Source organism: Aeromicrobium sp. Root495, assembly GCF_001426755.1.
GTDB lineage: Bacteria > Actinomycetota > Actinomycetes > Propionibacteriales > Nocardioidaceae > Aeromicrobium.
The window spans coordinates 1,273,688-1,291,120 of the sequence record NZ_LMFJ01000001.1 but is presented as its reverse complement, the minus strand read 5'-3'; the positions used below and the strand labels follow the sequence as shown (position 1 = coordinate 1,291,120).

Here is a 17,433-nt window from a genome sequence, read left to right as displayed (position 1 = left end):
CGTGACGTCGGGCAGCTACCCGCTCACGCTGCGCCTCACGGGGCGACGCGTGGTCGTGGTGGGCGGCGGCCACGTCGCCACCCGGCGGGCGCACGCCCTGGTCGACGCCGGCGCCGACCTCGTGGTCGTCGCGCCCACCGTCACGGCGCGCATCGGCGAGCTGGCCGCCCAGGGCCGCATCACGTGGCTGGCCCGCGGCTACGAGACCGGTGACCTCGTCGGCGCGTGGCTCGTCCAGACCGCCACTGACTCCCCCGTCGACGACCAGGTGGCCGCCGACGCCGAGGCGCAGCAGACCTGGTGCCTCAAGGGCGGCGATCCCGAGCACGCCACCGCCTGGGCACCCGCGGTCGCCCAGGTCGACGACGTGCTCGTCGCGGTGAGTGGCGGCGGCGATGCCGGCCGGGCGTCCAGGCTCCGCGACGGGGTCGCCGCCGCTCTGCAGTCCGGCGACCTGCCTCTGCGCCACCGCACGCACCACCCCGAGGGCCGCGTGGCCCTCGTCGGCGGCGGTCCCGGGGACTCCGGCCTCCTCACGGCCCGCGGTCGTCGCCTGCTGGCCGAGGCCGACGTCGTCGTGGTCGACCGGCTGGCCCCGCTCACGGTGCTGGCCGAGCTCTCCCCCGACGTCGAGGTGATCGACGTCGGCAAGCGTCCCGATCACCACCCCGTGCCGCAGGACGAGATCAACGAGGTCCTCGTGCGCCACGCGAAGGCCGGGCAGATGGTCGTGCGGCTCAAGGGCGGCGACCCCTACGTCCTCGGCCGCGGGGGCGAGGAGCGGATCGCGTGCGAGGCAGCGGGCATCCCCGTCGAGGTCGTCCCCGGCGTGACGAGTGCCATCTCCGTCCCCGCGGCGGCCGGCATCCCGGTCACGCACCGCGGGCTGGCCACCGGGTTCAGCGTCGTCACGGCCCACGAGTCGCTCAGGGACCTGCCCACAGGAGGCGACCACACGCTCGTGCTCCTCATGGGGGTCAAGCGGCTGGCGGAGACCACGGCCGAGCTCGTCTCGGCAGGACACGACCCGGCCACCCCGGCCGCCGTCGTGGAGCGGGGCTGGACCGCCGAGCAGCGCACGACCCTCGGCACCCTCGGGACCATCGCGGAGCGCTGCGCCGCCGCGGGAGTGGGCTCGCCGGCCGTCACCGTCATCGGCGACGTCGTGACCCTCGCCACCGACTGGTCGACGGCGCGCCTCCCGGACTGACCGCTCCGCTCGGTGGACGATGGGGCTGACCCCGTGCGGTATGAGCGCGCGGGGTCCAAACACGTCCGGGGTGCCCCCAGCCGCCCTACGATCGTCCCGTGCGCAGCTGTCTGGTCGTGGCCACGGCCCTCGTCATGATGCTCCTCGTCGGCTGCTCGCCCACGATCGAGGAGGTCCCCGCCCCCGACGGCATGCAGGTGCACCTCGACCAGTCGCGGATCAAGCGACAGACGCGCGAGGTCTTCCTCCTGGTGAACAACCCCACGAGCAGGCCGCTCCACGTCGGCGCCTTCCGCCTCACCTCGGCGCGCTTCGACCCCGTCGAGGAGTCGACGGACGTCACGATCGATGCCGGTTACGAGCGCGTCCTCGCGCTGCGGCTCCCCCGGTCGCGCTGCGGCACGGACCTCGACGGCCGGGTCCAGCTCGTCTACCGGGTCGGCGACGGCGCCGAGGTGCGCTCGAAGCTCCCCGTGGACGACCAGTACGGCACGGTGGGGCTGGCCATGGACCGGGACTGCGCCCGGTCACGGCTCGACGAGGCGGCCGACCTCACCATCGGGCGGGCCACGACGGCCGAGGTGGACGGACGACTCACCCTCTCGCTCCCCGTCACCCTGACCCCCCGGGGAGCCGACTCCGGCGTCTCCTTCGACGGCTACGAGTCCACCGTCCTCTTCAACGTCGAGCCGCAGCCCGGGCGACCCGTGCCGCTGGACGGCGAGCCTCGGGACGTGCCGCTGACCCTCGTGCCGGCGCGCTGCGACGCCCACGCCCTCGCCGAGGACAAGGTGGGGACGCTCATCGGCGTCCGCGTGAAGGCCGAGGGGCTGCCGGAGGGCACCTCGTTCTACCTGCCGGTCGACGCGTCCACCCGGACCGCGCTGCACGCCTTCTACGCCGACGCCTGCGGCCTGCGCTGACCGGGCCCGTCTACGGCAGGTAGAGGGTCACCCGCACCGGGCTGTGGTCCGACGCGACGGGCGTGACGTACTTCCCGTCGGCGACCTTCACGACCACACGCCACTGCGTGGATCCGACGGCGTCGGAGAGGAAGACCCGGTCGACGTGGTCGCCGTACCGGACGGACCGACGCGGCGTGGTGTCCCAGCCGTTGTAGCTGTTGAGATAGGGCCGGGTGAAGCTGGCGGAGCGGTCGTAGGCGTCGTGCCAGCCGTACTTCTCCAGCTCCCACCGCGGTGTGTCGCTCGGCCGGTTGCGCGTGGAGTTGAAGTCCCCGGCCAGGACCACGCGGGACCGGGGCAGGCCGTTCTCGCGGGCCACGAACCGCGCCTTGGCCACGAGCCGGCGCGTCTCGATGCGGCGCACCGCCGACGCGCTCTCGGTCTTGCCGTTCTTGAGGTGGACGCTGCCCACCACGACCGCGTGGCCCGTCCGGGTCTCCTTGAGCAGGGCCCAGGCCGCCGTGCCGCTCTCGCTGAGCGTCCAGGTCCCTGCCACGGGCGCGAGCTCGCCCGGGTCGCCGTCGGCGACGGGCTTCTGGCTCAGCCGGAACCGACTGGTCCGGTAGAACAGGGCCTCGCTGCCGCTCGCCGACGCGAGGGCGAAGCCACGGGTCTCGAGGTGGGCGGCCAGCTGCTCGATCCGTCCCGAGGCCTCCTGCAGTGCCACGAGGTCGGCGTCGGACTCGTCGATGCGCTTCATGATGGGCGAGAGCCGGGGGTCCCAGCGGTGGCAGCCGCTGGCCCGGGCGCACAGGTTGAAGGTCACGATTCCGGCCGTGCGGCGGTCGGTGTGGTTGGCCACGCGCATGGTCATCTTGCAGTGCCGCTGCGACCGGGCGCCCGTGCCGCTGCCGCTGACCGCGGCGACCATGAAGCAGTACATCGTGCCGGACCTCAGTCCAGAGACCCGGAGCGACGTCTGTCGTCCCGACGTCCGCCTGACCCTGGCCGACGACGCCTTCACGCCGCTGTACGACGTGGCGTACGAGACGCGGTAGTGCGTCGCGCCCGCCTTGGCGAGCCAGGACAGGGTGATCGAGGAGGGCGACGAGGCCGAGACCCACGGCGGGTCCACCTGGCCGGGGCGGGCCTCCGCCGGGCTCGCGAGACCGGCGGCGAGGCAGGCCGCGGCGAGCAGGACGAGGACGGAGCGTCGAATCACGCCGTCGAGCGTAGGTGGCCCGAGGGTCACGCCGCCCGAGCACGTGTCGAGGTCCTCGCCCTCAGGAACGCGCCCGCCGCACCCACCACAGGCCCACGAAGGGCAGGACGAGCGGGACGAAGCCGTACCCGGCGCCGAAGTCGCTCCAGACCGTCTGGTCGGGGAAGAGGTCGGCGTCGACGATCGTGAGGAGCCCCACCACCAGCACTCCGGCCAGCTCGAAGCCGATGGTGGCCGCGGCGAGCGCGCGCCGGTCGGTCGCCAGGGCGTACGTGGCCACGACATAGACCACGCCGGCGAGCGCCGAGAGGGCGTAGGCCACCGGGGCCTCGTCGGCCTTGGCCACGAGCTGGTAGATCGAGCGCGCCGCCGCAGCCAGGGCGAAGACCGCGTAGACGGCCACGAGGGCCCGTCCGAAGCCGCCGGAGGTCGATGTCTTCTGAGCGTCAGACATAGGTGCCCTTCCAGATCTGCAGGGACCGCAGGGACAGCACGGCCACCGAGAGCATGGCCACGACGACGACCCCCGAGCCCCAGCGACTCTTCTCTGCGATCCCCCACAGCACTGCGGCAGGAGGGATCACGACCATCGTGACGAGGTAGGACACGAAGAGACCGCCCTCGACGTCACGGCTGGTGGTGGTCAGCGCCACGACGCCACCGACGAGGACGGCCAGAAGCACCAGCTCCAGCACGATGACCGCATAGAACAGCGGGTTGCTGAAGGGCAGGTCACGCCACAGGTGCCAGCCCGCGAAGGCGGCCACGGCCACGGCGACGACGAGGACGCCGTACGCGATCGGATCGTTCAACTCGTGCCCCTCGGTCCAGGACGCCTCGCGGCGCCCGTCCGAGTGTTCCACGTGCGCCGCCGCGCCCTGCAACCGCCGCGACTATGGTGAGGTCCGACGCGAGAAGTTTCGCGATCGACCCATCCTGACGACAGGCGGCCACGAATGACTCGTAGGACCCTCTTCGGAAAGGAGCGCAGCATGAGTGAGCAGACCCTCGCGTCCGTGACGTCGATCGGCGATCTCGAAGCACCACCGGCACCTGATGCCGGAGCACTGCTGCAGCGCACCGCCCTGGGCGACGAGGCCGCCTTCGCGGCGCTGTACGACACGCTGTCGCCCTCCGTGTTCGGCATGGCCAAGCGCGTCATCCGGAACCCGGCCCGTGCCGAGGAGGTCACCCAGGAGGTCTTCCTCCAGGTCTGGCAGACCGCCCCGCGATTCGACCCCAGCAAGGGCAGTGCCAAGAGCTGGGTCCTGACCCTGGCTCACCGCCGGGCCGTCGACGCCGTGCGGCACGACCAGTCCGCCACCAACCGCGACCTCGCCTACGACTGGTCCCCCGGGATCGATCACGACGAGGTCGTCGAGACCGTCACCGTGCGGCTCGAGCACGAGCAGGTCAAGAAGTGCCTGAGCGGGCTCACCGAGCTGCAGCGCGAGGCCATCACCCTCGCCTACTACCAGGGGTACACCTACGCCGAGGTCGCACAGGCCCTCGACGCCAACCCCGCCACCGTCAAGACCCGGATGCGCGACGGCCTGATCCGTCTGCGCGACTGCCTGGGAGTGGAGTCATGAGCAACGACCTGCACGGCCTTCTGGCCCCTTACGCGCTCGACGCGCTCGACGCCGACGAGCGAGCGACCTTCGAGGCGCACCTCGACCAGTGCGAGACGTGCCAGGCCGAGCTGCCCGGTCTCGTCGAGACGTTGAGCCGCGTCGGCGAGGCGGAGTCCGCCACCCCGCCCCCCGCGCTGCGCGCCTCCGTCCTGGCCGCCGTGAGCACCACGACGCAGCAGCGTCCCGTCGTCTCCCTCGACTCGCGCCGACGTCTGCGTCGCTCCCTGCCGCAGCTCGTCGCGGCCGCCGCCGTGGTGGCCGCCATGGTCGGCGGTGGGTTCGCCGTCATCGAGCACGACAACGTCAGCGACATGCGGGCCGACCAGGAGCGCGTCACCGCGATCATCAGTGCGGCCGACGCCACCACCACCTCGGGCAACGTGTCCACGGGCGGGACCCTGCGGGTCATCTCGTCCAAGAGCCACAGTGCGGCCGTCGTGTCGGGCTCCTCCCTCAAGGAGCTGCCCGGCGACAAGGTCTACCAGCTTTGGACGATGCATCACGGGATCCCCAAGGACGCCGGGCTGCTCGGGACGAAGGACGGCATGGTCTACGTCCCCAAGCTCGGCGACGCCGTGGCCGTCGCGGTGACCGTCGAGCCCCAGGGCGGCTCCAAGGAGCCGACCGGCGAGCCCGTCGCCGTCACCGACCTGGCCACCTGACCCCTACACTCGTCCCCCATGGGGACGGTGCGGGGTGCTCTGGGCGATGCGCTCAGCGTGGTCCTCACGGGGCTGAGGCTTGCGCTCGCGCACCTGCCGGTGCTGCTGGCCCTCTTCCTCCTCGGCTCGGCGGGGCGCAACGGCGTGCTCTGGGGCGCCGTCACGGTGAGCGAGAACCACTCCACGCTGGCCGGGTTCATGCTCCCCTTCGCGCCGTTGTCCACCCTGGTGGCCTTCGTGCTCATGCTGCGGGTGGTGGCCGCATCGCTGCCCCACGCCGGGTTCGGCGTGGTGCAGCGCGAGGGTGAGGACGCCGGGCAGACCCGGGCCGCCGCGCGCCTGCAGCTCCTCGCCTCCACGCTCATCCCGTTCTTGACGGTGTACGCGGCTCAGGGATACCTGCGTCAGGACGTCCAGGTGTACGTCAACGCGGCGACTTTCGACGAGATCTTCGGCAACGCAGGATCCTTCTACGACGAGACCGCCAACTTCGACCGCACGGCGATCGCCACCGGGACGTGGCTCGTCGCCCTGGTCGTGATCGCCTTCGTCCTCCGGTGGCTCCTGTCACGGTTCGACCTCCCGTCCCGGCACCTGGCGTTCGGAGCCGGCGCGGCCTACATCGAGGTGCTCTGGCTGCTCGCGCTGGCCACGCAGTTCACCCGGTACCAGGACCGCGTCTGGCAGTGGTTCCTCGACCGCCGCTTCACGCACGGCGTCCAGGCCCGGTGGTCCGACCTGGTCGACGTCCTCGGGCCGGTCGGACAGCCCCTCGCCTCGGCGATGCGTCAGGTCGGCTCGCTCATCGACAGCTCGGACGACATCCTGCTCATCCCGATCGCGTGGCTCACGGTCGGCGCCGTGGCGCTCGGGCACACGCTGAGCACGCCGGCCCGGGAGAAGCGTCGCCGCCCCTGGGAACCGGTCGTGGCGCGCGTCCCCCCGCGGGTCCGGGGCTGGGGCGCCGAGCTCACCTCCGACGTCGGCTCGCGCTTCCGCGGTCTCGCCGACGGCGTGAGGCTCCTGGCGATCGGCGGCCTGCTGCCGATGCTGCTGTTCTGCGTCGTCTTCGTGCTCGCCCGCCAGGGCGGCCTGGCGGTGGGCGAGCTCTGGCGTCTCCTCGTCGGCCCCCAGGAGCAGTCCACCGGGCTGGCCTTCGCCCCCTGGCAGGACGTCCTGGTGAGCGCCACCTACAACATCCTGCTCGTGGGGCTCCTGGCTGCCGCCGTGGACCGCGTCGTCATGCACGCGCAGGAGCGCGCCGATGCTCAGGCCGAGGGCGAGGTCGACCCCACGTCGGACGCGTCGATCGGCAGCTCGACGTAGCGTGGCAGGAACCACCACACCCGAACGGTCTCCGGTGCCGCGTCGTCCGGCGTGACCACGTAGAGCTCGACGTCGTAGGCGGGGGGCCGGGGGTTCTCGCCGTCGCCGGACGTGGGCTTCTTCTGACCGGGGAAGAAGCTCGGCCCCGGGGCGTCCGGCGGGACGCACGAGCCGGCACCCCGGTCGGGTCCCTCGAAGTCCGAGGTCTCCAGGTCGTAGCGTCGTCCGTCGCGGTCCACGAGTGCGAGCGAGCAGCCCGTGAGCACCACGTCGGGGTCGGCCTCGACGTGGAGCGCCACCTTCCACAGCACCGACGAGGTCGGCAGCGTCAGGCCTCCCTCCCCGAGGTCGGCGTCACCCGAGCCGGCCACCCGCGTCACCCCGTCCAGACGGAGCTTCCCGCGGATCGGGTACGTCACGAACCCGTCGTCGTAGCGGTCGGAGAACGCCGCCGACGACCCCGCGGCGGTGGTGCCGTCACGGAACCCCTGGGACCACCAGTAGTCGTGCAGGCGTGCGCTGGAGGCGGCGAACGCGAGCACCAGGAGGAGCGGAAGCGCCGCCAAGGACACGATGGTGGTGCGTCCGGGACGTCTCATGAGAGCCCCTCCACCACGGCGACGCCGGCCGGGAGAGCCAGCGAGCTGGCTCGCCACTGCGTGACGTCGGAGCGCGAGATCTCGAGGTCGGCGACGAGCATCGAGTCGAACCGTTGGTCGTTGGGGCTCACCGCGATGCGCACCGACGACCCCGGCAGCGTCAAGGGGTCGGCCTCGAACGTGGCCGTGCAGAGCTGACGGATGTCGGTCTGGGTGGCGGGGCACGAGATCGTCGTGCGGTCGCCGAAGGGCCCCGCCTCCGTGACCCGGCCGCTGCCGTCGTGGAGCTCGGCGTAGGACAGGCCGGACGGCTTCCCGTGCGGGACGTAGGTGAAGTCGATCCGGACGAAGAGGCCCGAGGTGACGAGCGGGTCGGAGGCGAGCCGCTCCTTGGCGCGTGAGCCGCGCACCGCGGTGACCTGCACGGTCCCGCTGCGCAGCTCGGCCTTGTCATCGAGTCCGGAGTGCACGAGGAACGGGCGGGTGGTGACCTCGTTGCCCGGAAGCACCTGGTTCAGCAGCTGGCCCAGGGCCAACGCGGCCACGACGAGGGCGCCGACCCCGAGCTGGGCCGGGCTGGGCCGAGGGACGTGGGGGCGAGACAGGCGTGAAGCCGGCCGCCCGGCAGCGTGACGGCTCACGAGACCTCCTCCACCGCCACGGAACCGCGGCGGACGGCCGTGGGGTCGAACCAGCCCTGCTGCCCGTCGATCGTGCTCTTTCGCCGGGTGTGGCTGCGGATCTCGACGCCGACCGAGGAAGGTGGCTCGGAGTCGACCGCCTGGTCCCAGACGAAGGCCACCTCGTACGTGACTCCGGGGACGACCGTGCTGAGGGCGGAGCCGTCCGCTGGGAGGAGGACCTGCGGGCGCACGTCGGCACCCTTCTTGGCGCGCCGGCCGTCGTCGAGCAGCCCCGCGACGCCGCTCAGTCGGACGGAGTCCCGCAGCGTCGCGGCCGACACCGAGCGATCACTCCGGTTGCGCACGGTGGCCACCACCACGACCGAGCGCGCGGGCGGCGCGGAGGGGAAGGCGGACGACTCGATCTCAGTCGTGTGACGACCCCGCTCGACGGTCAGGTCGAAAGGGCCCGTGTCGACGGCGCGTCCGACCTTGAGCGCCTCGATCTCAGTGGTCTCCGCGCGCTCCAGGCCACCGAACAGGCCGGAGGCCAGGATCACGGCTGCGACGGCGACGAGGAGGAGCTGCTTGAACGAGACCCGCGCCAGCAACGCCACGAGCCGCGCCCCGATCCCCGACATGGACGAGATCGTAGCGACATCCGGCTGCACGAACCCACGGACATACCAGGAGAATGGTCCTCATGACCTCTCCCGTGGTGCTCGTCAGCCCGGCCATGGCCGTCCCGTCCTGGTACTACCGACCCCTCCTCGAGGCGTTCGAGTCGGTCGGCTGGGAGGCTGCCGTCGTTCCGCGTCGCGGGTTCGACGACGCCTCGCCCGTGGCCTCGCGTGCGCACGACTGGAGCTACGCCGACGAGATCCAGGACGTCGCCGACGCCGTCGTCAAGGCGCGGGCCGAGGAGCCGGACCGGCCCGTCCTGCTGCTCGGGCACAGCCTCGGAGGCCAGGTCAGCACCTTCCACGACCTGCTCAACGAGCCGGTCGACGGACTCGTCCTCGTGGGTGTCTCCACGCCGCACTTCCGGACCTATCCGTACGGCGGACTCCCCGTCCTCGCCATGGGCGGCATCGTGCCCCTGGCCACCCGGGCGTTCGGATACCTGCCCAAGCCCGCGTTCGGCGCCCCCGGCGCCCGCACCCTCATGCGGGAGTGGGCTCGCTGGGTCCGCACGGGCCGTCCGCCGGTCCGGGTGGACCGCAAGGTCGAGACACCGAGCCTCGTCGTGAAGCTGCAGGCCGACGCCTACGCCGTCTCCGCCGCCACCGACGCCTTCGTCGACCTCGCGCTCGACACCACGCACGTCACCCGGTGGACGTACACCCGGGACCAGGCCCCGGACGGCGGATCCACCGACCACGTCCAGTGGGTCAAGCGCCCCCAGGCGGTCGTGGACCGAGTCCTCACCTGGTGGGCCGACACGGCCCGCTGAGCTACTCGGCGAAGGCCTCGAGGGGCGGGCAGGCGCACGTGAGGTTGCGGTCGCCGTACGCCTGGTCGATGCGGGCCACGGGCGGCCAGTACTTGTCCTGCGTGGAGCCGCTCGGGAACACGCCGGCAGCGATGCTGTAGGAGTGCTTCCAGTCCAGGAGCTCACGCGCCGTGTGCGGTGCGTTGACGAGGGGGTTGTCCTCGGCGGAGAGCTCTCCGGCTGCCACGGCGTCGATCTCGGCACGGATGGCCAGCATGGCCTCGCAGAACCGGTCGAGCTCGGCGAGGTCCTCGGACTCCGTGGGCTCGACCATGAGCGTGCCCGCCACGGGGAAGCTCATCGTGGGTGCGTGGAAGCCGTAGTCGACGAGACGCTTGGCCACGTCGTCGACGCTGATGCCCGAGGACTTGGCCAGGGGCCGGACGTCGAGGATGCACTCGTGCGCCACGAGACCGTTCTCGCCGGCGTACAGCACCGGGAACGCGTCGTTGAGCCGGTCGGCCACGTAGTTGGCCGACAGCACCGCCACCGACGTGGCCTCCGCGAGGCCCTCGGCGCCCATCATGAGCACGTACGCGTACGGGATGGGCAGGATGCCGGCCGACCCGTAGGGCGCAGCGCTGATGGCGCCGATACCTTCGCGCTTGGCCTCCACGGGATGCAGCGGGTGGCTGGGGAGGAACGGGGCGAGATGAGCTGCCACGCCCACGGGGCCGACGCCGGGGCCGCCACCGCCGTGCGGGATGCAGAACGTCTTGTGCAGGTTGAGGTGCGAGACGTCGCCGCCGAACTGGCCCGGCTTGGCGTGACCGAGCAGCGCGTTGAGGTTGGCGCCGTCGACGTAGACCTGGCCACCGTGCTGGTGCACGACGTCGCACAGCTCGGTGATGCCGTGCTCGTAGACGCCGTGCGTGGACGGGTACGTGACCATGATGGCCGCGAGGTCGTCGGAGTGCTGCTCGCACTTGGCGCGCAGGTCGTCGAGATCCACCTCGCCGCGGTCGGTGGCCTTGACCACCACGACGCGCATGCCTGCCATCACGGCTGAGGCGGCGTTGGTGCCGTGGGCCGAGCTGGGGATGAGGCACACCTCGCGCTGGGCGTCGTCGTTGCTGCGGTGGTAGGCCCGGATGGCGAGCAGACCGGCCAGCTCGCCCTGCGAGCCCGCGTTGGGCTGCACGGAGACTGCGGCGTAGCCCGTGACCGTGGCGAGCCAGGACTCGAGCTCCTCGATGAGCTCGATGAAGCCGGACGCGTCCTCGGCCGGGACGAACGGGTGGAGGTCGGCGAAGCCTGGCCAGCTGATGGGCTCCATCTCGGCCGTGGCGTTGAGCTTCATGGTGCACGAGCCCAGCGGGATCATGCCGCGGTCGAGCGCGTAGTCGCGGTCGCTGAGCTTCTTGAGGTAGCGCAGCATCTGTGTCTCGCTGCGGTGTTCGGTGAAGACCGGGTGGGTGAGGATGGCGTCGGTGCGCAGCAGGCCGGCGGGCAGCGCGGGCTCGGCGGCGCCGAAGGCGGCACCCTCGAGACCGAAGGCCGCCAGGACGCGCGCGACGTGCTCGCCCGTCGTGGACTCGGAGGTGCTGACGCCCACGTGGTCCTCGTCGACGAGCAGCAGGTGGATCCCGTCGGCGCGAGCCGCCTTGACGATGCCGGCGGCCCGACCGGGCACGGCCGCCACGACGGTGTCGAAGAACGTGTCGGAGGTGAGCTCCACTCCCCCGGCCCTCAGGCCCGCGGCCAGCTGGACGGCTTGGGCGTGGGTGTGGTGCGCGATGCGCTGCAGTCCCTCGGCGCCGTGGTAGACGGCGTACATGGAGGCGGTGACGGCCAGGAGCACCTGGGCGGTGCAGATGTTCGACGTCGCCTTCTCGCGGCGGATGTGCTGCTCCCGCGTCTGGAGCGCGAGGCGGTACGCCGGACGACCCGCGGCGTCGACGGACACGCCGACCAGCCGACCGGGCAGGTGCCGCTCGAGGCCCGCACGGACCGCCATGAAGCCGGCGTGCGGCCCGCCGTAGAACATCGGCACGCCGAAGCGCTGGGAGGAGCCCACCACGACGTCGGCGCCGAGCGAGCCCGGGGAGGCCACCAGCACGAGGGCCAGGAGGTCCGCCACGACGACGGCGAGGCCACCGTCGGCCTGTGAGGCCGTGATGGCCTCACGCGGGTCGGTGAGGGCGCCGTCAGCAGCCGGGTAGGCGATGATCGAGCCGGCCACCCCTGCCGGGACCGGGTCCTGGCCCAGGTCGAGGTGGAGCAGGTCGATGCCCAGTGCCTCGGCGCGGGTGCGGACGACCGCCAGCGTCTGGGGCAGCAGACGGGTGTCGAGCACGATGGGCAGCTCGTCCTTGCCCTTGGTGGCGCGACGGATGAGCGTGAGGGCCTCGGCCGCCGCGGTCCCCTCGTCGAGCAGCGAGGAGTTGGACGTGGGCAGACCGGTGAGGTCCGACACCATCGTCTGGAAGTTGAGGAGCGCCTCGAGGCGTCCCTGCGAGATCTCGGGCTGGTAGGGCGTGTAGGCCGTGTACCAGGACGGGTCCTCGAGCACGTTGCGCCGGATCACCGGCGGCGTGATGGTGGGGTGGTACCCCAGGCCGATCATCGCGATGCCCGGGTTGTTGCGCTCGGACAGCTCACGCAGCCGGCTCAGGGCGTCCTGCTCGCTCTGCGCGGCGGGCAGACCCAGCAGCTCGGCGGAGCGGATCCCCTCGGGGACGGCAGCGGCCATGAGCGAGTCGAGCGACTCGTGACCCAGGCGCTGCAGCATCTCGCCCTGGTGAGAGGCACGCGGACCGATGTGCCGGTCCACGAACCGGTCGGCGCCGCTGGACGACGGAGTGGAGAGATCAGGGCCGGAGGGGGTGCTGGAGGTCACGGGCGCTCCTGGGAAGGGGTCTCGTCAAGGACGGCCCTCCCCTTCTGTCACCGCAAGGAACCGGCTTCAGAATTGCCTCGTCGCGTGGTCCTGGTGCCTGAGAGGTTCCGGGGAGGAATTGCCCCTTCGGCGCCGCCTGGGCGAACTCTCCCACGCGCGTTGACAGCGAGGCCCAGCCTATCAGTTAGCTGCTGAGACGAGCGCGACGACGAGCGGACAGCTCGTCGTCGGCCAGAGGTGCCTCGACGGTGCGCTCGCTGGGAAGATCGTGGAGCGTGCCCTCGATCTCCTTCCAGACACCGCCGATGGCGATGCCGAAGACGCCCTGACCGCCCTGGAGCAGATCGATGACCTCGTCGGCGGAACGGCACTCGTAGACCGAGGCGCCGTCGCTCATGAGCGTGACCTGGGTGAGGTCGTCGGTGCCCCGCTCACGCAGGTGCTCCACGGCGGTGCGGATCTGCTGGAGCGAGACGCCCGCGTCGAGGAGACGCTTGATGATCTTGAGGAGCAGGATGTCGCGGAAGGAGTAGAGCCGCTGCGTGCCTGAACCGGTGGCTGAGCGCACCGTGGGCTCCACGAGCTTGGTGCGGGCCCAGTAGTCGAGCTGGCGGTACGTGATGCCGGCCGCGCTGCACGCGGTGGGACCACGGAAACCGGTGTCCTGCGGGAGGGGTGCCAGGTCGTCGTCGAAGAGGAGCCCCTTCTCGTTGGCCTGTGCGGCCGCCTGGTCGGCGTCGTGCTGTGCCTCAGGAGTGGCGTCGTCGCGTCGCTCGATCATGTCGAATGTGCCTTCCAGACGGGTCAAGGGGAAGACTACCGCCACGAAACTACATCCGTGTCCATCTCGGTAGCAGTCTCAAGGTAAAGGTGAGACTTTGCCGGGTCAACGACCGACGCGCCGAACGAGGCGTCAAAGTCTCAAGTATTTCTTAAGGGTTGATGACTGCGGCGACGGACGCACGGCCTCATCGTTCCTCGAAGTCCTCGGGCTCGACCTCGTCGAGGAACTCACGGAACTTCTCGATCTCCTCGTCCTCCTGGTGCGTGGAGGTGATCCCGGCGGCGTCGAGGACGTCCTCGGAGCACACGATGCGAGCCCCGGCACGCAGGGCCAGGGCGATGGCGTCGGAGGGTCGGGCGTCCACCTGCGTGCCGGAGTCGAAGACGAGCAGGGCGAAGAAGACTCCCTCGTCGACGTCGACGATGCGGATCTCGGACAGCTCGTCGCCCAGCTCGGTGATGACCTGGTGCATGAGCTCGTGGGTCAGCGGACGCGGCGAGCGGGTCCCCTGCTGGGCGAACGCGATGGCCGAAGCCTCCACGGCGCCGATCCAGATCGGCAGGTACCGCGTGCCCTCCAGCTCGCGCAGCAGCACGAGCGGCTGGTTGGTGGGCATCTCCACACGGACGCCGACGACCTCGACCTCGCGCATCGGATCAGCCCTTGAGTCGGTCCCGCAGGAGGACCGTCTGGAGCTGGACGGACAGGGCTGCGAGCGACGCGACGGCCTGCTCCGCGGCCTCGGGGTCGTCGCGGCGGGCGCGCGGCGACACGACCTGGCCGAGCACCCCGGCCTCGCGATCGGCTGCCGTGGCGAACACCTTGAGGTGGCGGGGCTCGAGCCCCAGCTGTGCGAACTGCGCCGCGATGGAGGCCACCTGCAGGTGGGTGCCGTCGTAGTAGGTCTGGGACGGACGCCGGCGCAGCAGGCCGAACTCCTCGAGCGCAGCGAGCCCCTCGGCACCGAGACCCGAGGCGTCGAGGAGGTCGTCACGCGTGAGGCGCAGCTGGCTGCGTCGGTGGGTGAACGTCTCGGCCGTGGGCAGTCCCTCGGCGTCGAGGCCGAGGTCGGGAACCCTTACCACCGGCGAGACGACAGGGTCGGGGACGATGCCGCGATCCATCTCGTCGAGCACCTGACGGATGTGGCTCAGGGGCCAGAAGAAGGGCGCTGCCTGCTGGCGCAGGATGAAGCGCAGCCGCTCGATGTCGGCGAAGGAGAACTTGCGGTAGCCCGACGGCGTGCGCTCGGGGTCGAGGAGACCCTCCTCCTCGAGATAGCGGATCTTGCTGATCCGCAGCGTCGGGAACTCCTCCGTGAGCTCCTCGAGCACCTTGCCGATCCCGAGGCGCGTGAGCTCCGGAGACGGCTCCGTCACGCCCGGCCCGAGAAGTAGATGAGGCGGTACTTGCCGATCTGCACCTCGTCGCCGCCGGTGAGGACGATGTCGCCGTCGATGCGGTCGCGGTTGACGTACGTGCCGTTGAGGCTGCCGAGGTCGGAGACCACGTAGCCGGTGGCGTTGCGCGAGAACGTGGCGTGCCGCCGCGAGACGCTGATGTCGTCGAGGAAGATGTCGCTGGCGGGATGCCGCCCGACCGTGACGGCGTCGGTGTCGAGCAGGAAGCGCGCCCCTGCGTCCGGACCGCGCTGCACGAGCAGCATGGCGCTGCCCGGCGGGAGGTTCTCGACCGCCGAGATGTCAGAGGCCGACATCTCCTCGGTGTCGGCGTCGATCAGCGGGATGTGCCCGGTGAGCTCCGACGGCGGGACCTGTTCGTCATCGGACGACGACATCTTCGATCACTCCTGAGGATCGGACGGGCGAGAAATCAGGTCTCCACGCGAGGTGGAGACTTGAGTCAAACCTAGCAGCCGCCGGGTGGCAGCCGGACAGGATCAGGCCGAGACGAGCGCCGAGTACTCCGCCGACGACAGCAGGCCCTCGGTGGGATCTTCCGACGCCGGACGGATCTTGACGAGCCAGCCCTCGCCGTACGGGTCGGAGTTGATGACCTCGGACGCGCCGTCGAGCGCCTCGTTGACGGCCACGATCTCACCGCTCAGCGGGGAGAAGATGTCGCTCACGGACTTGGTGGACTCGAGCTCGCCCACGACCGACCCGGACTCGACGCGGTCGCCCACGGACGGCAGGTCGACGTAGACGATGTCGCCGAGCTGCTCCTGTGCGAAGTCGGTGATGCCCACGATGGTGACGTCGCCCTCGACGCGCACCCACTCGTGCTCCTCGCTGTAGTACAGGTCCTCAGGAATCACCGTTGTCGCTCCTTGTTGATGTTCTCACTCGTCCGACGTGGCACGAGAGTACTGGGGTCGGCGGGCGTCAGCCAGCGCCGTGATGGTGATCTTTCCACGCTTGTCGACCTCGGCTGCAGCCCCCCGGTTGGTGAACCGGTCGACGATGCCTCCGCGGAAGGTGGCGGCCTCCTCGAGCGTGGCCGCGTCACCGATGACGTCGATCGTGTACGGCGCCTTGACGAGGGTGCCGCTCACGCGGATCCCGTCCTCGTCGTCGAGGAAGTAGGTCTGGGCGACGATGCGCGCCGTGCCGTTCATGGCGATGACCTCGGCGCCGGCGTCGCGGAGCTCCTCGACCGTGTCGAGGACCAGCGCGGCGTCGACGACGCGCTGCGGGTCGGAGACGGTGATCTGGATGCCCGGGCCGCTGGCGGCGACGGTCCCGGCCAGGATGGCCAGCTCGGCGGCGCGCTTGCGGGCCTGTTTCGTGGCCTCCTCCGAGCTCTGGTTGCTCGACTGCAGGCCGTTGCGCGTCGCGGTGAGCTCGTCGATCTGGCGCCCGAGCCGCTGGTTGGCCGCGTCGATGGACTTGAGCAGCTCGACGAGCTCGACGCCGCGCAGGGTGGAGTAGTCGGACTCCTCGTCCTGGCGCACCTGGACCGTGACGGCGTAGGCGAGGGCGGCCACGAGCAGCCCGCTCACGACCCGCAGGGCGCGGCCGGTCCGGGGCTCAGGCATGGAAGATCCGGCGGCGGATGGCCGCCGCGTTGGCGAAGATGCGGATGCCCAGCACCACCACGACGCCGGTGGAGAGCTGCGACCCCACGCCGAGCTGGTCGCCGAGGAAGACCATGAAGCCGGCGATGACGACGTTGGAGAGGAACGAGATCACGAAGACCCGGTCGTCGAAGCGCCGCTCCCCCAGGGCCCGGAGACCGCCGATGACGGCGTCGAGCGCGGCGACGATGGCGATGGGCACGTAGGGCTGCAGCCACAGCGGGATGGTGGGCTGGAGGAACAGTCCGGCCACGACGCCGGCCACGATGCCGATGAGCGGGATCAACGGTCCTCCTTCACGACGGTCGCGTGGTCGGTGCTGGTGCGCTTCCTGGGTGCCGCCGGCACCTCGAGCTCCGACGATGGTGCCATGGAGAGGGTGACGTCGGTGCCCTCGGTCCGACGCTGCCAGTACTGGCCGCTCGGGGTGGCGTCGAACTTGGTCTCGAGCTGGTCGCCGTCGCCGAGCGCCACCACCGTGTACGGCGGCTCGATGCGCCGGTAGTCGATCGTGATGCCGCCCTCGAAGGGCCGGATGGCCGACAGCGCACCGAGCCGGCGTCCGTCGACCGCGATGGCCTCGGCCCCGGCGTACCAGAGACCGTTGACGAGGATCTGGAGGTCGGAGGCCGTGACCCGGCCGTCGAGGTTGCCCTGCGTGCTGGGGTAGATGCTCACGACGAGCCCCGATCCCTCGGCGCCCGACTCGGCCGTGGCCGCCCTGACGTCGTCGCTGAGGTCTCCTGTGCGCGAGGCGGCAGCCCTCAGTGCCTCCACCTGGTCGGCCAGCCGGTCGGCCGTGGCCTGGCGCTCGGCCAACGTCGCGCGACGCGCGGCGATGTCGGCCGCAAGGCTCTGCCTCTCGATCTCACCGGCCGGCCGGGTGGAGCGCGCCTGCACCGCCGCGACCGTGATGGCGGCCGAGAGGACCGCCACGCAGAGGCCGACGAGCAGGAGGCTGAGCCGTCCGCGACGGGCTCCACCGGAGCGCACGAGGTAGTAGTCGTCGTCGAGCGCGGACTCGGCGATCTGGTCGAGCAGGCTCTCCGCGGAACGCGGCGACTGCCCTCCGACGAAGGGACCCGTCCGGCCGGCCATGA

At 71.2% G+C, this 17,433-nt stretch carries 21 protein-coding genes and 1 riboswitch; of the genes, 6 read left to right on the top strand and 15 right to left on the bottom strand.

Annotation, left to right across the window (positions count from 1 at the left end; all coding sequences use genetic code 11):
* The first annotated feature begins 1 nt into the window (after position 1).
* Positions 2-1,210, top strand: a complete 1,209-nt coding sequence (gene cobA, locus ASD11_RS06570) for a uroporphyrinogen-III C-methyltransferase (protein ID WP_056284852.1) — start codon at positions 2-4, stop codon at positions 1,208-1,210.
* Positions 1,211-1,308: 98 nt separating this feature from the next.
* The gene (locus tag ASD11_RS06565) at positions 1,309-2,133 is read left to right on the top strand and encodes a hypothetical protein (protein WP_056284848.1); all 825 of its coding nucleotides are present in this window, start codon (positions 1,309-1,311) and stop codon (positions 2,131-2,133) included.
* Positions 2,134-2,143: 10 nt separating this feature from the next.
* Here the strand turns inward: ASD11_RS06565 and ASD11_RS06560 are convergent, their stop codons facing one another.
* From ASD11_RS06560 to ASD11_RS06550, 3 genes are all read right to left on the bottom strand, one after another.
* Positions 2,144-3,337, bottom strand: coding sequence for a fibronectin type III domain-containing protein (locus ASD11_RS06560; RefSeq protein WP_056284845.1), 1,194 nt, complete (start codon positions 3,335-3,337; stop codon positions 2,144-2,146).
* Between the two features lie 61 nt (positions 3,338-3,398).
* A complete protein-coding gene (locus tag ASD11_RS06555; protein WP_056284842.1) occupies positions 3,399-3,791 on the bottom strand; it encodes a hypothetical protein in 393 nt (130 codons plus the stop codon).
* Positions 3,784-4,149, bottom strand: a complete 366-nt coding sequence (locus ASD11_RS06550; RefSeq protein WP_056284838.1) for a hypothetical protein — start codon at positions 4,147-4,149, stop codon at positions 3,784-3,786. Before ASD11_RS06550 ends, ASD11_RS06555 begins: the two co-directional genes overlap by 8 nt.
* Before the next feature lie 180 nt (positions 4,150-4,329).
* On the opposite strand from ASD11_RS06550, the gene sigK reads away from it, so the two are divergent.
* From sigK to ASD11_RS06535, 3 genes are read left to right on the top strand one after another with little or no spacing between them, the layout of a single operon-like run.
* Positions 4,330-4,929 carry an ECF RNA polymerase sigma factor SigK gene (gene sigK / locus ASD11_RS06545; RefSeq protein WP_056284834.1) on the top strand — a complete coding sequence of 200 codons (600 nt, stop codon included), beginning with the start codon at positions 4,330-4,332 and terminating at the stop codon, positions 4,927-4,929.
* On the top strand, positions 4,926-5,633 hold the full coding sequence (locus ASD11_RS06540) for an anti-sigma factor (RefSeq protein WP_056284831.1): 708 nt from the start codon (positions 4,926-4,928) through the stop codon (positions 5,631-5,633). Before sigK ends, ASD11_RS06540 begins: the two co-directional genes overlap by 4 nt.
* 18 nt (positions 5,634-5,651) lie before the next feature.
* The gene (locus ASD11_RS06535) at positions 5,652-6,959 is read left to right on the top strand and encodes a hypothetical protein (protein WP_056284824.1); all 1,308 of its coding nucleotides are present in this window, start codon (positions 5,652-5,654) and stop codon (positions 6,957-6,959) included.
* Here the strand turns inward: ASD11_RS06535 and ASD11_RS06530 are convergent.
* The 3 genes from ASD11_RS06530 to ASD11_RS06520 are packed head-to-tail and all read right to left on the bottom strand — an operon-like array spanning position 6,902 to position 8,822.
* Positions 6,902-7,558: a hypothetical protein gene (locus tag ASD11_RS06530; RefSeq protein WP_056284821.1), complete on the bottom strand. Its 657-nt coding sequence runs from the start codon at positions 7,556-7,558 to the stop codon at positions 6,902-6,904. The two genes, ASD11_RS06535 and ASD11_RS06530, sit on opposite strands and share 58 nt — an antisense overlap.
* The gene (locus tag ASD11_RS06525) at positions 7,555-8,199 is read right to left on the bottom strand and encodes a hypothetical protein (RefSeq protein ID WP_156464616.1); all 645 of its coding nucleotides are present in this window, start codon (positions 8,197-8,199) and stop codon (positions 7,555-7,557) included. The genes ASD11_RS06530 and ASD11_RS06525 overlap by 4 nt, the downstream gene beginning before the upstream one ends.
* The gene (locus tag ASD11_RS06520) at positions 8,196-8,822 is read right to left on the bottom strand and encodes a hypothetical protein (RefSeq protein ID WP_056284813.1); all 627 of its coding nucleotides are present in this window, start codon (positions 8,820-8,822) and stop codon (positions 8,196-8,198) included. Before ASD11_RS06520 ends, ASD11_RS06525 begins: the two co-directional genes overlap by 4 nt.
* 62 nt (positions 8,823-8,884) lie before the next feature.
* Here ASD11_RS06520 and ASD11_RS06515 point away from each other — a divergent pair, with 62 nt between their 5' ends.
* Positions 8,885-9,634, top strand: a complete 750-nt coding sequence (locus ASD11_RS06515) for an alpha/beta fold hydrolase (protein WP_056288514.1) — start codon at positions 8,885-8,887, stop codon at positions 9,632-9,634.
* Between the two features lies 1 nt (position 9,635).
* On the opposite strand, the gene gcvP is transcribed toward ASD11_RS06515, so the two are convergent.
* The 9 genes from gcvP to ASD11_RS06470 form a co-directional block, all read right to left on the bottom strand.
* The gene (gene gcvP, locus ASD11_RS06510) at positions 9,636-12,512 is read right to left on the bottom strand and encodes an aminomethyl-transferring glycine dehydrogenase (protein ID WP_082554201.1); all 2,877 of its coding nucleotides are present in this window, start codon (positions 12,510-12,512) and stop codon (positions 9,636-9,638) included.
* Positions 12,513-12,587: 75 nt separating this feature from the next.
* Positions 12,588-12,675, bottom strand: a riboswitch (glycine riboswitch).
* Positions 12,676-12,696: 21 nt separating this feature from the next.
* Positions 12,697-13,293: a MerR family transcriptional regulator gene (locus ASD11_RS06505; RefSeq protein WP_056284810.1), complete on the bottom strand. Its 597-nt coding sequence runs from the start codon at positions 13,291-13,293 to the stop codon at positions 12,697-12,699.
* Positions 13,294-13,480: 187 nt separating this feature from the next.
* Positions 13,481-13,948 (bottom strand): bifunctional nuclease family protein, encoded by a 468-nt coding sequence (locus ASD11_RS06500; RefSeq protein WP_056284807.1) that lies wholly within the window; start codon positions 13,946-13,948, stop codon positions 13,481-13,483.
* Positions 13,949-13,952: 4 nt separating this feature from the next.
* Entirely contained in the window at positions 13,953-14,675 is a 723-nt protein-coding gene (gene ftsR / locus ASD11_RS06495; RefSeq protein WP_056284804.1) for a transcriptional regulator FtsR, read from the bottom strand.
* On the bottom strand, positions 14,672-15,094 hold the full coding sequence (locus ASD11_RS06490) for an FHA domain-containing protein (RefSeq protein WP_056284801.1): 423 nt from the start codon (positions 15,092-15,094) through the stop codon (positions 14,672-14,674). Before ASD11_RS06490 ends, ftsR begins: the two co-directional genes overlap by 4 nt.
* 102 nt (positions 15,095-15,196) lie before the next feature.
* Positions 15,197-15,574, bottom strand: a complete 378-nt coding sequence (gene gcvH, locus ASD11_RS06485; protein WP_200940093.1) for a glycine cleavage system protein GcvH — start codon at positions 15,572-15,574, stop codon at positions 15,197-15,199.
* 24 nt (positions 15,575-15,598) lie between these two features.
* Entirely contained in the window at positions 15,599-16,294 is a 696-nt protein-coding gene (locus ASD11_RS06480) for a DUF881 domain-containing protein (RefSeq protein ID WP_056284798.1), read from the bottom strand.
* The gene (locus ASD11_RS06475; protein ID WP_056284795.1) at positions 16,287-16,619 is read right to left on the bottom strand and encodes a small basic family protein; all 333 of its coding nucleotides are present in this window, start codon (positions 16,617-16,619) and stop codon (positions 16,287-16,289) included. Before ASD11_RS06475 ends, ASD11_RS06480 begins: the two co-directional genes overlap by 8 nt.
* On the bottom strand, positions 16,616-17,431 hold the full coding sequence (locus ASD11_RS06470; RefSeq protein ID WP_056284792.1) for a DUF881 domain-containing protein: 816 nt from the start codon (positions 17,429-17,431) through the stop codon (positions 16,616-16,618). The genes ASD11_RS06475 and ASD11_RS06470 overlap by 4 nt, the downstream gene beginning before the upstream one ends.
* Between the last annotated feature and the right edge of the window lie 2 nt (positions 17,432-17,433).

Excerpts from the sequence above, each read along its gene's own strand:
- ASD11_RS06555 (WP_056284842.1), bottom strand. The coding sequence starts at position 3,791 with ATGTCTGACGCTCAGAAGACATCGACCTCCGGCGGCTTCGGACGGGCC.
- sigK (WP_056284834.1), top strand. The coding sequence starts at position 4,330 with ATGAGTGAGCAGACCCTCGCGTCCGTGACGTCGATCGGCGATCTCGAA.
- ASD11_RS06540 (WP_056284831.1), top strand. The coding sequence starts at position 4,926 with ATGAGCAACGACCTGCACGGCCTTCTGGCCCCTTACGCGCTCGACGCG.
- ASD11_RS06535 (WP_056284824.1), top strand. The coding sequence starts at position 5,652 with ATGGGGACGGTGCGGGGTGCTCTGGGCGATGCGCTCAGCGTGGTCCTC.
- ASD11_RS06530 (WP_056284821.1), bottom strand. The coding sequence starts at position 7,558 with ATGAGACGTCCCGGACGCACCACCATCGTGTCCTTGGCGGCGCTTCCG.
- ASD11_RS06520 (WP_056284813.1), bottom strand. The coding sequence starts at position 8,822 with ATGTCGGGGATCGGGGCGCGGCTCGTGGCGTTGCTGGCGCGGGTCTCG.
- ASD11_RS06515 (WP_056288514.1), top strand. The coding sequence starts at position 8,885 with ATGACCTCTCCCGTGGTGCTCGTCAGCCCGGCCATGGCCGTCCCGTCC.
- ASD11_RS06505 (WP_056284810.1), bottom strand. The coding sequence starts at position 13,293 with ATGATCGAGCGACGCGACGACGCCACTCCTGAGGCACAGCACGACGCC.
- ASD11_RS06500 (WP_056284807.1), bottom strand. The coding sequence starts at position 13,948 with ATGCGCGAGGTCGAGGTCGTCGGCGTCCGTGTGGAGATGCCCACCAAC.
- ASD11_RS06490 (WP_056284801.1), bottom strand. The coding sequence starts at position 15,094 with ATGTCGTCGTCCGATGACGAACAGGTCCCGCCGTCGGAGCTCACCGGG.
- ASD11_RS06480 (WP_056284798.1), bottom strand. The coding sequence starts at position 16,294 with ATGCCTGAGCCCCGGACCGGCCGCGCCCTGCGGGTCGTGAGCGGGCTG.
- ASD11_RS06470 (WP_056284792.1), bottom strand. The coding sequence starts at position 17,431 with ATGGCCGGCCGGACGGGTCCCTTCGTCGGAGGGCAGTCGCCGCGTTCC.